The 13,684-nt window shown below is 69.7% G+C and carries 5 protein-coding genes, 1 tRNA gene and 1 rRNA gene; 1 reads left to right on the top strand and 6 read right to left on the bottom strand.

Going from position 1 to position 13,684, the window contains the following annotated elements; genetic code table 11:
• Nucleotides 1-136 precede the first annotated feature (136 nt).
• The 3 genes from ACZ6SQ_RS33470 to ACZ6SQ_RS33460 form a co-directional block, all read right to left on the bottom strand.
• Nucleotides 137-2,878 carry a DNA translocase FtsK gene (locus ACZ6SQ_RS33470; protein WP_469568807.1) on the bottom strand — a complete coding sequence of 914 codons (2,742 nt, stop codon included), beginning with the start codon at nt 2,876-2,878 and terminating at the stop codon, nt 137-139.
• 117 nt (nt 2,879-2,995) lie between these two features.
• Entirely contained in the window at nt 2,996-3,679 is a 684-nt protein-coding gene (locus ACZ6SQ_RS33465; RefSeq protein ID WP_386386142.1) for a response regulator, read from the bottom strand.
• Between the two features lie 313 nt (nt 3,680-3,992).
• Nucleotides 3,993-9,362, bottom strand: coding sequence for a HAMP domain-containing protein (locus ACZ6SQ_RS33460; RefSeq protein WP_469568921.1), 5,370 nt, complete (start codon nt 9,360-9,362; stop codon nt 3,993-3,995).
• A 466-nt stretch (nt 9,363-9,828) separates the two neighbouring features.
• Between ACZ6SQ_RS33460 and ACZ6SQ_RS33455 the strand changes: the two genes are divergently transcribed.
• On the top strand, nt 9,829-12,579 hold the full coding sequence (locus tag ACZ6SQ_RS33455; protein ID WP_469568805.1) for a SpoIIE family protein phosphatase: 2,751 nt from the start codon (nt 9,829-9,831) through the stop codon (nt 12,577-12,579).
• A 90-nt stretch (nt 12,580-12,669) separates the two neighbouring features.
• Here the strand turns inward: ACZ6SQ_RS33455 and ACZ6SQ_RS33450 are convergent.
• From ACZ6SQ_RS33450 to rrf, 3 genes are all read right to left on the bottom strand, one after another.
• Nucleotides 12,670-12,742: transfer RNA gene (locus ACZ6SQ_RS33450), tRNA-Thr, on the bottom strand.
• A gap of 75 nt (nt 12,743-12,817) precedes the next feature.
• Nucleotides 12,818-13,480 (bottom strand): DegT/DnrJ/EryC1/StrS family aminotransferase, encoded by a 663-nt coding sequence (locus ACZ6SQ_RS33445; protein WP_469568918.1) that lies wholly within the window; start codon nt 13,478-13,480, stop codon nt 12,818-12,820.
• Between the two features lie 113 nt (nt 13,481-13,593).
• Nucleotides 13,594-13,684, bottom strand: a 5S ribosomal RNA gene (gene rrf / locus ACZ6SQ_RS33440); the annotation flags it as partial.

Here is a 13,684-nt window from a genome sequence, read left to right as displayed (position 1 = left end):
ATGGTGGGGTACCTCTTTGTCGCTTCCCTCAACTTGACGTACGCCACAGGGAAACGGTTGCTCAATGATCCCTTACGGGTGAGTCACGATCGGACAACCGGCAGGTCGCGGAGCGGCTCGCGCGGTCCCTGTTCCGCTACCCGTCGGACTCCCCGCGAATCACCGCGAGCACACCGTCCAGCTCGTCCGGCTTCACGAGAACGTCACGGGCCTTGGAGCCCTCGCTCGGCCCGACGATGTTCCGCGACTCCATGAGGTCCATCAGCCGCCCGGCCTTGGCGAAGCCGACCCGCAGCTTGCGCTGGAGCATGGACGTCGACCCGAACTGCGTCGACACCACCAGCTCCGCCGCCTGGCACAGCAGGTCGAGGTCGTCGCCGATGTCCTCGTCGATCTCCTTCTTCTGCTTGGTGCCCACGGTGACGTCGTCGCGGAAGACCGGCGCCATCTGGTCCTTGCAGTGCTGCACGACCGCCGCGACCTCGGCCTCGGTGACGAACGCGCCCTGCATACGGGTGGGCTTGTTGGCCCCCATCGGCAGGAACAGGCCGTCGCCCTTGCCGATCAGCTTCTCGGCGCCCGGCTGGTCGAGGATGACGCGGCTGTCGGCGAGCGAGGAGGTGGCGAACGCCAGCCGCGAGGGCACGTTCGCCTTGATCAGACCCGTGACGACGTCGACCGAGGGCCGCTGCGTCGCCAGCACCAGATGGATGCCGGCCGCGCGCGCGAGCTGCGTGATGCGCACGATCGAGTCCTCGACGTCCCTGGGTGCCACCATCATCAGGTCGGCCAGCTCGTCCACGATCACCAGCAGGTACGGGTACGCCTGGAGCTCGCGCCCGCTGCCCTCCGGCGGCTTCACCGAGCCTTCGCGCACGGCCTTGTTGAAGTCGTCGATGTGCCGGTACCCGTAAGCCGCCAGGTCGTCGTACCTGAGGTCCATCTCCCGCACGACCCACTGGAGCGCCTCGGCGGCCCGCTTGGGGTTGGTGATGATCGGCGTGATCAGATGCGGGATGCCCTCGTAGGCGGTCAGCTCGACCCGCTTGGGGTCGACCAGGATCATGCGGACGTCCTCGGGGGTCGCCCGGATCATGACCGAGGTGATCAGACAGTTGATGCAGGAGGACTTGCCGGAGCCGGTGGCGCCGGCGACCAGCATGTGCGGCATCTTCGCCAGCGAGTGCATGACGTAGCCGCCCTCGACGTCCTTGCCGAACGCGACCAGCATCGGGTCGTCGTCCTCGGCGGACTCCGCGAGCCGCAGCACGTCGCCGAGGTTCACCATCTCCCGGTCGGTGTTGGGGATCTCGATGCCGACCGCCGACTTGCCGGGGATCGGGCTGATGATCCGCACGTCCGGGCTGGCGACGGCGTACGCGATGTTCTTGGTCAGCGCGGTGATCCGCTCGACCTTCACGGCCGGGCCCAGCTCGACCTCGTAGCGGGTGACCGTCGGGCCGCGGGTGAAGCCGGTGACGGCGGCGTCGACCTTGAACTCGGAGAAGACGTTGGTCAGCGAGGCGACCACGGCGTCGTTCGCGGCGCTGCGCGCCTTGCCGGGGCCGCCGCGGGTGAGGAGGTCCAGCGAGGGCAGCGAATAGGTGATGTCCCCGGAGAGCTGGAGCTGCTCGGCGCGCGGCGGCAGATCCCGCGTCTCCTCCGGCGGCGCCTTGGTGAGGTCGGGCACCACCCCCGCCCGGGACTTCTCCTGACGGGGCTTCTCCTGTCGGGACCTGTCCTGCCTGGCCCGTCCCGCCGGGGCCGGCACGGGCGTCGGCATGGTGTCCTCGCGGTCGGACACGCTGACGCCCTGGGTGAGGTCGGCGACGATCGGCGAGGGCGGCATGCCGTGCAGCACGGCCCCGTCCAGATCCGCGGCGGCGGCCGCGGCGAAGTCCACGGCGTCCATCCGCCGGTCCGCCCCGTGCTGCGACGCGGCGGAGCGCCGGGGGCGGCCACGGCGCCGGGAGAGCGCGTCCTCCTCGGCGGTCTCCGGGTCGTACGCCTCGGGCGCGGAGCCACGCCTGCGGGGGCGCGCGGGCAGCGCGTCGCGCCACTGGTCGTCGTAGCGCTCCTCGTCCTCGGTGAACTCCTCGCGCTCCGGGTCGTGCATCACGCCCAGCCGTACGCCCAGCTGACGCAGCCGCTGCGGAATGGCGTTGACCGGTGTGGCGGTGACCACCAGCAGCCCGAAGACGGTCAGCAGCACCAGCAGCGGTACGGCGAGCACCTCGGTCATGGTGAACGTCAGCGGGGTGGCCGCCGCCCAGCCGATCAGACCGCCGGCGTCCCTTATCGCCTGCATGCCGTCCTCGCGGGCCGGCGAGCCGCACGCGATGTGCACCTGCCCGAGCACGCCGATCACCAGCGCGGACAGGCCGATGACGATCCGCCCGTTGGCGTCCGGCTGCTCCGGGTGCCGGATGAAGCGGACGGCGATCACCGCGAGCAGGATCGGCACCAGCAGGTCCAGCCGCCCGAAGGCGCCGGTCACCAGCATCTCGACCAGGTCGCCGACGGGCCCGCGGAGGTTCGACCAGGTCCCCGCGGCCACGATCAGCGCGAGGCCGAGGAGCAGGAGGGCGACACCGTCCTTGCGGTGGGCCGGGTCGAGGTTCTTGGCGCCCTGCCCTATGCCGCGGAACACGGCACCCACCGCGTGCGCCAGGCCGAGCCAGATCGCCCGCACCAGCCGGTAGATGCCCCCCGTCGGGCTGGGGGCCGGCGGGGGTGCCGCCTTCTTGGCCGCGGCCTTCTTGGCGGGTGCCTTCTTGGCGGGAGCCTTTTTCGCGGCGGCCTTCTTCGCCGGAGCCTTCGCGGGAGCGGCCGCCTTCCTGGCGGGCTGCTTCTTGGCTGCGGAGGGACGTGAGGCCATAGGTGTGAGGTTACCTGTGGAGGCGACGGCGGACACGTGTGCCCGCTGCTTCACCCGTTCGTGTCGCCCCTGTGGACACGCGAAACTGACGCCGGGCCAGGAGGGCCCCGTCGGGCGTCAGTTCTGCGAGGGCAGCACGGGCGGTCCGCCGGTGCCGGGCTCGAGGGCGTCCAGCGCCCGCCGCAGTCCGGTGAGTTTGCGCTCCAGATGCGCGGCCGTCGCCACCGCGGCGGCGTCCGCGGAGTCGTCGTCGAGCTGCTTGGACAGCGCCTCGGCCTGCTCCTCGACGGCCGCGAGGCGCGCCGACAGCTCGGCCAGCAGACCGGCCGACTCCTTGCCGGGGCCGACCGAACCGCCCTTGTTGCCGCCCTCCAACTGGAGCCGCAGCAGCGCCGCCTGCTCACGCAGCTGGCAGTTCTTCATGTACAGCTCGACGAAGACCGAGACCTTCGCCCGCAGCACCCACGGGTCGAACGGCTTGGAGATGTAGTCGACCGCCCCCGCCGCGTACCCGCGGAACGTGTGGTGCGGGCCGTGGTTGATCGCCGTGAGGAAGATGATCGGGATGTCTCGCGTGCGCTCGCGGCGCTTGATGTGTGCGGCCGTCTCGAAACCGTCCATACCCGGCATCTGGACATCCAGCAGAATGACCGCGAAGTCGTCCGTGAGCAGCGCTTTGAGTGCTTCCTCCCCGGACGATGCCCGAACCAGCGTCTGATCGAGCGCCGAGAGGATCGCCTCCAGCGCCAGCAGATTCTCCGGCCGGTCATCGACCAGGAGGATCTTGGCCTTCTGCACCATGGCCCGCCCTCCTCGCCCCGGCTTGGGGCCTCCCCTGTCCTCAGGACTCGGGGTGACATCCGCGGATGCCGCCCCAGGGGACGACTCCCTTTCGCCGCCCGTCCTCGTGCCGGTCATGGTAGCCGCACCCCGCTCGTCGCCACACCCTGTCACCGCGATGTCACTGTGCACATAGCGGAAACGCGGTGTGAGACCAGAAGGTTCCCCGATTCCCGTACTTCTACACGGCGTCGGCCACACTCGACCGGCAACTCCGCGTGAACACACAACGTTCCCACGACCCGTCCCCATCCCCGCCCTCACCTGCGGGTCTTCACTCGCCTCGCATCCACTGCTCCATCACCGACAGCAGATGGTCGGGGTCGACCGGCTTGGTCACGTAGTCCGAGGCGCCCGACTCGATCGCCTTCTCCCGGTCGCCCTTCATCGCCTTCGCGGTCAGCGCCACGATCGGCAGCCCGGCGAACTGCGGCATCCTGCGGATCGCCGACGTCGTCGCGTAGCCGTCCATCTCCGGCATCATGATGTCCATCAGCACCACCGCCACGTCGTCGTGCTGCTCCAGGACCTCGATGCCCTCCCGGCCGTTCTCCGCGTACAGCACCGACAGGCCGTGCTGCTCCAGGACGCTCGTCAGCGCGAAGACGTTGCGGATGTCGTCGTCGACGATCAGCACCTTCTCGCCGGCGAACCGGATGCCGCCGCGCGGCTGCGGCGCGGTCTCCTGCTCACCGGACGTCCACCGCTCCACCACCCGCTCGCCGAGCCCGTCCACGGCCGCGGCCCGTCGGCGGCGCCGGAACAGCGCGGCGGCGCCGTTCTGCGTCTCGATGTACGACTTCACCTCCGCCGGCGTCTCGATCGGCGGCTCGGACAGCAGCAGCTCCGCCTCGACCGCGCCGGACTCCCCGGCGGGCAGCGCGGGCTGGTTGTAGCCGTGCGGAGGCAGCTCGCCGGGGTGCAGCGGCAGGTACAGGGTGAAAGTAGAGCCGCGGCCCGGCTCGCTCTGCGCGTGGATCTCGCCGCCGAGCAGCTGCGCGATCTCCCGCGAGATGGACAGTCCAAGGCCGGTGCCGCCGTACTTGCGGCTGGTGGTGCCGTCCGCCTGCTTGAACGCCTCGAAGATCACCCGCATCTTGCTCGCCGCGATGCCGATGCCGGTGTCCGTCACCGAGAACGCGATCAGCGGCGCGGCCGGGCCGGTCAGCGAGCCCGTCTCCAGCAGCTGCTCCCTGATCGCCACCGGCACATCACCGCCGGCCGGCCGGATGACCAGTTCGACCGAACCGGAGTCGGTGAATTTCACCGCGTTCGACAGCAGGTTGCGCAGCACCTGCAGCAGCCGCTGCTCGTCGGTGTGCAGCGTGGCCGGCAGCTCCGGCGAGATCCGCACCGACAGGTCGAGGCCCTTCTCCGCGGTCAGCGGCCGGAAGGTCGCCTCCACGTAGTCGACGAGCTGGACGAGCGCGATCCGCGTCGGGGAGACGTCCATCTTGCCCGCCTCGACCTTCGACAGGTCGAGGATGTCGTTGATCAGCTGGAGCAGGTCGGAACCGGCACCGTGGATCGTCTCGGCGAACTCGACCTGCTTCGGGGTGAGATTGCCCTCGGCGTTGTCGGCGAGCAGTTTGGCCAGAATCAGCAGCGAGTTCAGCGGCGTACGCAACTCGTGCGACATGTTGGCCAGGAACTCGCTCTTGTAACGCATGGAGACGGCCAGTTGCTCGGCGCGCTCCTCCAGGACCTGCCGCGCCTCCTCGATCTCGGTGTTCTTCACCTCGATGTCGCGGTTCTGCCGGGCGAGCAGCTCCGCCTTCTCCTCCAGCTCCGCGTTGGACGCCTGGAGCGCCTTCTGCCGGTTCTCCAACTCGGCCGAGCGCTCCTGGAGTTGCTCGGTCAGCTCCTGCGACTGCTTCAGCAGCACCTCGGTCTTGGTGTTGACGGAGATGGTGTTGACGCTGGTCGCGATCATCTCGGCGATCTGGTTCAGGAAGTCCTTCTGGATCTGCGTGAACGGCGTGAACGACGCCAGTTCGATCACACCGAGGATCTTCGCCTCGAACAGCACCGGCAGCACGATCACCTGCGCGGGCGGGGCCTCACCGAGCCCGGAGGAGATCTTCAGATAGCCGCTGGGCGCGTGGTCCACCAGGATCGTGCGCCGCTCCAGGGCCGCGGTGCCCACCAGGGCCTCACCGGGCCGGAACGAGGTCGGCATCGAGCCCATCGAGTAGCCGTAGCTGCCGAGCATCCGCAGCTCGTACTGATCCTCGCTCTCGGCGGCCAGATCCTGCTCGTCGATCAGCGGCATCGCCAGGAAGAACGCCCCGTGCTGCGCGGAGACCACCGGCGTCAGCTCGCTCATGATCAGCGAGGCGACGTCGTCCAGGTCCCGGCGGCCCTGCATCAGGGCGGAGATACGGGCGAGATTGCCCTTGAGCCAGTCCTGCTCCTTGTTCGCGATCGTGGTGTCGCGCAGGTTGGCGATCATCTTGTTGATGTAGTCCTGGAGTTCCTGGATCTCCCCGGACGCGTCCACGTCGATCTTCAGGTTCAGGTCGCCGCGGGTCACCGCGGTCGCCACGCGCGCGATGGCACGCACCTGCCGGGTCAGGTTCCCGGCCATCTCGTTCACGGACTCCGTCAGGTCCCGCCAGGTGCCGTCCACGTCACGCACGCGTGCCTGCCCGCCGAGCTGCCCCTCCGTGCCCACCTCACGGGCGACCCGGGTGACCTCCTCGGCGAAGCTGGACAGCTGGTCGACCATGGTGTTGATGGTCGTCTTGAGCTCGAGGATCTCGCCGCGGGCGTCGATGTCGATCTTCTTGGTCAGGTCGCCCTTCGCGATGGCCGTCGTGACCATCGCGATGTTGCGCACCTGACCGGTCAGGTTGGACGCCATCTGGTTCACCGACTCGGTGAGGTCCTTCCAGGTGCCCGCCACACCCGGCACATGCGCCTGACCGCCCAGGATGCCGTCCGTGCCCACCTCACGGGCCACCTTGGTGACCTGGTCGGCGAACGAACTCAGCGTCTTCACCATCGTGTTGAAGGTGTCCGCGAGCTGCGCGACCTCGCCGCGCGCCTCGATCGTCACCGTACGGGTCAGGTCACCGTTGGCGACCGCCGCCGCGACCTGGGAGATGTTGCGCACCTGCATGGTCAGGTTCTTGGCCATCAGGTTGACGTTGTCGCTCAGGTCCTTCCAGATGCCCGTGACGCCCTGCACATGCGCCTGACCGCCCAGGATGCCCTCGGTGCCCACCTCACGGGCCACCCGGGTCACCTGCTCGGCGAAGCTGGACAGCTGGTCGACCATGGTGTTGACCGTCGTGACGAGCTGAAGGATCTCGCCCTTGGCGTCGACAGTGATCTTCTTCGACAGGTCGCCCTTGGCCACTGCGGTCGTGACGTCGGCGATGCTGCGCACCTGCACGGTGAGGTTGTTCGCCATGAAGTTCACCGACTGGGTCAGGTCCTTCCAGGTGCCGGACACGCCCTGCACCTCGGCCTGACCGCCCAGCATGCCTTCGGTACCCACCTCACGGGCCACCCTGGTGACCTCCTCCGCGAAGGAGGACAGCTGGTCGACCATGGTGTTCAGGGTGTTCTTCAGCTCCAGGATCTCGCCGCGCGCGTCGACGGTGATCTTCTGCGACAGATCACCCCGCGCCACCGCCGTCGCGACCTGGGCGATCTGCCGCACCTGGGCCGTCAGGTTCCCGGCCATGCCGTTCACCGAGTCGGTCAGATCGCGCCACACCCCGGCCACGCCCGGCACCTGCGCCTGACCGCCCAGCCGGCCCTCGGTACCCACGTCACGGGCCACCCGGGTCACCTGGTCGGCGAAGGCCGAGAGCTGGTCGACCATCGTGTTGATCGTGTTCTTCAGCTCCAGGATCTCGCCGCGCGCGTCGACGGTGATCTTCTGCGACAGATCACCCCGCGCCACCGCGGTCGTCACCTGGGCGATCTGCCGCACCTGAGCGGTCAGGTTGCCGGTGATGGAGTTGACCGAGTCGGTCAGCTCCTTCCAGGTGCCCGACACGCCGTCGACCCGTGCCTGCCCGCCGAGCCTGCCCTCCGTACCGACCTCCCGGCCGATCCGCGTGACCTGGTCGGCGAAGGAGGACAGCTGGTCCACCATCGTGTTCACGGTGTTCTTCAGCTGGAGCATCTCGCCGGCCACGTCGACCGTGACCTTCTGCGACAGATCACCGTTGGCCACCGCCGTCGTCACCTGCGCGATGTTCCTCACCTGTCCGGTGAGGTTGCGGAACGCCGTGTTGACGCTGTCGGTGAGGTCCTTCCACGTCCCCGCCGCGCCCGGCACCTGCGCCTGACCGCCGAGCTCGCCCTCGTCGCCGATCTCCCGCGCGACCCGGGTCACCTCGGAACCGAACGCCGACAGCTGGTCCACCATGCCGTTGACGGTGTTCTTCAGCTCCAGCATCTCGCCGGCCACGTCCACCGTGACCTTCTGCGACAGATCACCGTTGGCGACCGCCGTCGTCACCGCGGCGATGTCCCGCACCTGCGTCGTCAGGTTCCGGAACACCGTGTTGACCGAGTCCGTCAGGTCCTTCCACGTGCCCGCGGCCCCCGGCACGTTCGCCTGGCCGCCCAGCCGCCCCTCCGAACCGACCTCGTTGGCCACGCGCGTGACCTCGTCCGCGAAGATCCGCAGCGTCTCGGTCATCTGGTTGATCGTCTCGGCGAGCTGGGCGACCTCGCCCCGCGCCGGGACGGTCACCTTCCGCGACAGATCACCGTTGGCGACCGCCGTCGTCACCTCGGCGATCCCCCGCACCTGGGCCGTCAGATTGCCGGCCATGGTGTTCACCGAGTCGGTGAGTTCCTTCCACACCCCGTCCACACCGGGCACCTGGGCCTGAGCGCCCAGAATGCCGTCCGTGCCGACCTCACGGGCCACCCGGGTCACCTCGGACGAGAACGCCGAGAGCCGGTCGACCATCGTGTTGACGGTCTCCTTCAGCTCCAGCATCTCGCCGGCCACATGCACGGTCACCTTGCGTGACAGGTCACCCTTGGCGACTGCCGTCGTCACCAGCGCGATGTCCCTCACCTGCGCGGTCAGCCGGTCCGCCATCGTGTTGACCGACTCCGTCAGGTCCTTCCAGGAACCCGACATGCCGCGCACCTGCGCCTGCCCGCCCAGCTTGCCCTCGGTGCCCACCTCGCTGGCCACCCGCGTGACCTCGTCGGTGAACGTCGACAGCTGGTCGACCAGGTTGTTCACCGTCCGCCCGACCTTCAGGAACTCCCCGCGCAGCGGATGCCCGGTCCCGTCCGGCGCCTGCGTACGCAACTCCATCCGCGGCGACAGATCACCCTCCGCCACCGCCGACAGCACCCGTCCCACCTCGGAGACCGGCCATACGAGATCGTCGACCAGCGCGTTCGAGGCGTCGATCGCGGCCGCCCACGACCCCTCGCTCGCCCCCACCTCCAGCCGCTCGGTGAGCTTGCCCTCCCGCCCCACCACACGCCGCACCCGCGACAGCTCACCGGTCAGATGCATATTGCGGTCGGCGACCTCGTTGAAGACCGCCGCGATCTCCGACATCACGCCGTCCCCGGACACCGTGAGCCGCCTGCGGAAGTTGCCGTCCCGCATCGCCGTCAGAGCCGCCAGCAACCGGTTCAGGGCAGCGGTGTCCACCACCGTGGTCCCACCGCGCCCCTTGCGCGGATCGCGCGGCTTCGCACCCCGCGCTGCTTCCCGCGTCGCTGCGCCAGACTCCACTGTGTCCCTCCCGCAGGGGTCGACCGTCACTGCCGTGCTCAGTTGCCGTTGAACTCGGTACCACGTGCCGTGTGCCCACAAGGTCACCGGCCAGGGAAGGAGCCCATCAGGGACCACTGCCCGCGGAACCGGGAAGTCACTCTGCCTGCCCATACTTCCGACACAAAGCCCGTCCAGTGTTTCACCCCGACCCGACCAGGCCATAACAGTTCGGCAGCTTCGTACATCGTGCGCACACCCTCCGGACGTAAAACACCGGCGACCGGCATCCGCGCGGGCAGGGAAGGTAAGTAACCTTGCATGCGGCTGTCCAGCCGCGCCGGTCCGTCCGGCCTGGACGGTGGCACGAAGACGAGCGGGCATCGGAGGGGCGGCCGCACACATGACCACCGGACTGATCCCGGGAGCACAGCCCCCGGAACCCCGGCCCGACAGCGCGCTGCCCGCTCAGACGCGCCACGACCCCGCGGACCGGGCAGCCCAGCACACCGACGACCGGCCGAGGAGTTCCGTGATCACCGCGCGCGCGGCTGCCAGCTTCGAGCCCGTCGGCCGTTCGGTCGCCTCCGCCCGCTCCTTCGTCCGCGACACCCTCCAGGGCTGGGGCTTCGCCGACATCGTCGACGACGCCGTGGTCCTGACCAGCGAACTCGTGACCAACGCGGTCGTACACGCGGGCACCTCCGCCGACGTGCTCTGCCTGCGCATGGACGACGGCGTCCGCATCGAGGTCGCCGACCGCTACCCCGAACGTGAGATCCCCCTCCAGGGCGCCGCGATCACCATGGGCAGCCCCGACCGCGAGGGCGGCCGCGGCCTCCAGCTCTGCGCGGCCCTCGCCGGCCGCTGGGGCGTGGAATACACCCCCACGCACAAACAGGTCTGGTTCCAGCTGGAACTCCCCGCCCGGCCCGTGGGCACCCGCGCGGCCGGCCCCTCCCTCCCGGCCGCCCTGCTGCCGCTCGCCGACGGCCGCGTCCGCGTCGCCGTCGTCCAGATCGACCGCAACGGCGCCATCACCGCCTGGAACGAGGATGCCGAGGACCTCTTCGGCTACACCTGCGACCAGGTCACCGGCAAGCCCCTCACCGACCTCGCCGCCTGGCCGCACACCCCCGGCACCGGCACCGGAGTCGCCGAGGCCCTCCAACTCTCCCGCTGGGAAGGCAGTTACGGCATCCGTGACGCGGCCGGCCGGGTCGTCCCCGTCTACGCCTCCCACCTCCGCGTCCGCGACACCGGCGGCGACCCCTCCACGGTCTGCCTCCTCGTGCGCGACCACGAACGCGCCGTGCTCCAGACGCCGTTGCGCGCCACCGGCGGCGACTCCGGCGCCTCGGGCGACGGGCCGAACTCCGACCCCTTCGAGGTCTTCATCGGCTCCCCCGCCCCGGACGACCTCGACGGCCTCCTCCAGCGCACCGTCGAACGGGCGCGCGACATGCTCGACGCCGACTCCGCGTTCCTCCTCCTCGCCACCGACGACGAGACGGAACTGGAGGTCCGCGCCTCCACCGGACTGCCCTCCGCCCGCCAGCGCTTCGCCCGGGTCCCCGTCGAGGCCGGCCCCGGCCGCTACGGCTCCGCCCGGATGCCCGCCGTCCACGACGACCTCACCGCGGTCCCCGGCGCCGTCCCCCTCCTGAGCGGCACCGGCATGCGCTCGGTCGTCACCGTGCCCCTCAAGGTCGAGGGCCGCCTCACCGGCTCCCTCGGCGTCGCCGCCGAAGCCCCCGGCCGCTACTCCAACGAGGAGGCCCTGCGCCTCCAGTTCGCCGCCGACCGCATCGCCCTCGCCGTCGAGTCGGCCCGACTCGGTGAGCTCGAACGCCTGCGCCGAGGCTCCCTGAGCTTCCTCGTCGAGGCCTCCGACCTGCTCGCCGGCACCCTGGACCGCGACCAGACCCTGGCCCTGATGGCCCAGATGACCGTGCCGACCCTGGCCACCTGGTGCGCCGTCTACACCATCGCCGACCAGGCCTCGGAGCCGTATCTCTCGTACGTCCTGCACGAGGACGAGGAACTCATCGACGGCATCAAGTCGTTGCTGTCCAAGATGCCCCCGCCCGACCCGGTCCCCACGCCCGGCGCCCGCGTCTGGACCGCCCCCGCCGAGGTCGCCCACCAGGCCGCCCTGCGCACCTCCATGCGCAGCCTCGGCCGCGGCGAACCCGCCACCGTCAGCTCCGGTATCGGCCCCACCCTCGCCACGGCCGGCGCGGTCGGCGGCGAGACGGTCGTCCTGCCTCTGGTCGCCCGCAACCGCGTCATCGGCATGCTGACCCTCGGCAAGCCCACCGACGAACACTTCCGCCAGGAAATCCTGGAACTGGCCGAGGACCTGAGCCGCCGGGCCGCGCTCGCCCTCGACAACGCCCGCCTCTACTCGGAGCGCACGGCCATCAGCCAGTCGCTCCAGCGCAGCCTCCTGCCGCCCGAACTCCCCCAGATCGAAGGCGTGGAGGTCGAGGTCATCTACCGCGCGGCCGGCGAGGGCAACGAGGTGGGCGGCGACTTCTACGACGTTTTCCCCATCCGCGACGGCGCCTACGGCTTCGCCATCGGGGACGTCTGCGGCACCGGCCCCAACGCCGCGGCCGTCACGGGCCTCGCCCGGCACGCGCTGCGCCTGCTGGCCCGCGAGGGCCTCAGCGGCCCCGCCGTCCTCGAACGTCTCAACTCCGCGATCCTGGACGAGGGAGCCCGCAGCCGCTTCCTCACCCTCCTGTACGGCGAGATGCGCCCCCAGCCCGACGGCAGCGCCGAGTTGAAGGTGGTCTGCGCCGGCCACCCGCTCCCGCTGCGTCTGCGTCAGGACGGCAGTGTGGAGGCCGCGGCCGAACCCCAGCCGCTGCTGGGCGTCCTGGAGGACCTGGAGCTGTACGAGCAGACCGTCACTCTCGACCCGGGCGACGTCCTGCTCTGCGTCACGGACGGCGTCACCGAACGCCGCGAGGGCACCCGCATGTTGGGCGACGACGGCCTCGCCGACGTCCTGACGACCTGTACGGGCCTCACGGCCGGCGCGGTCGCCGCCCGCATCATGCGCGCCGTGGAACGCTTCGCCTCCGACGCCCCGTCCGACGACATGGCGATCCTGGCCATGCGCGTCCCGGGTCTGCACAACGCGTAAGCGGGTTGCCCCAGTTGCACTGGGGCAACCGATACGTACTGAGATAAAGCAAAAGGCCCCCGCCCGAATGGGCGGAGGCCTTTACTTCGGAGCCCCCAAACGGAATCGAACCGTTGACCTTCTCCTTACCATGGAGACGCTCTACCGACTGAGCTATAGGGGCCGGTCGCTTCTTGAGGTTTCCCTCGCAGCAACTGAATAGATCGTACCCCGAACGGACCCGAATTCCCAAACTCGTTCAGAGGGCCGACTGAAGCAGTCCTCCCAGCGCATTGCAGGCGGCGACGATCCGCTGCATGTCCCGCTTCGTCAACGCCGCGTCCACAGGCAGCGCCAGAGTCTCGTCCGCCGCCCGCTCGGTCTCCGGCAGGGACACGCACCGCCGGAACTCGGGCAGCCGGTGCACAGGAGTCTTCACCGGCACCCTGCAGTCAACTCCGCGCGCGCGTATGGCCCGTGCGAAGGCGTCCCGGTCGGGCCGCCCGTTGCCCGGCACACGCACGACGTACTGCTGGTAGGTGTGCCCCACGCTGCTCTCCGGTGTGAGCACGCCCTTCAGCCGTCCGTCCAGGTAGCCGGCCCGCTGCCGACGCTGCGCTGTCTCGTCGTACGGCGCCTCGGACTCGCCCTCCTGAAGGACCAGCAGACCGTGCCGTTCCCCCAGTTCGAGCAGCCGCGCGACCTCGGCGGGCCGCCCGAAGCGATGCACGGCGACGACGGCCGCGGTACGCGAAGTCACCACGGCCTCGACGGCTATGGGGTCGAGACAGTACGTCGCAGGATCTATGTCCGCGAACACCGGGAGCCCACCGGCCAGGGTCACGGCCTCGGCGATCTCCACGTTGCCGAAGGCCGGCACGATGACCTCGTCACCGAGTCCGACACCGGCAGCCCTGAGCATTGCAGCAGTACCCATGTCTGGATGCTGTGCGCGCAACGTGAACTTCAAGTGACAGTCAACAAAAAAGGGTTGGACCCGGAACAGAAGTTCCGGGTCCAACCCTTTTAATAATTGTTCGGCGGCGTCCTACTCTCCCACAGGGTCCCCCCTGCAGTACCATCGGCGCTGTAAGGCTTAGCTTCCGGGTTCGGAATGTAACCGGGC

Source organism: Streptomyces sp. NPDC048600, assembly GCF_055587025.1.
Note: the sequence above shows the minus strand (reverse complement) of the source record. Positions and strands in the feature narration are given on the sequence as shown.

Bases quoted from the DNA above. Each gene is read 5' to 3' on its own strand.
- ACZ6SQ_RS33470 (WP_469568807.1), bottom strand. From the start codon at position 2,878: ATGGCCTCACGTCCCTCCGCAGCCAAGAAGCAGCCCGCCAGGAAGGCG.
- ACZ6SQ_RS33455 (WP_469568805.1), top strand. From the start codon at position 9,829: ATGACCACCGGACTGATCCCGGGAGCACAGCCCCCGGAACCCCGGCCC.
- ACZ6SQ_RS33465 (WP_386386142.1), bottom strand. From the start codon at position 3,679: ATGGTGCAGAAGGCCAAGATCCTCCTGGTCGATGACCGGCCGGAGAAT.
- ACZ6SQ_RS33445 (WP_469568918.1), bottom strand. From the start codon at position 13,480: ATGCTCAGGGCTGCCGGTGTCGGACTCGGTGACGAGGTCATCGTGCCG.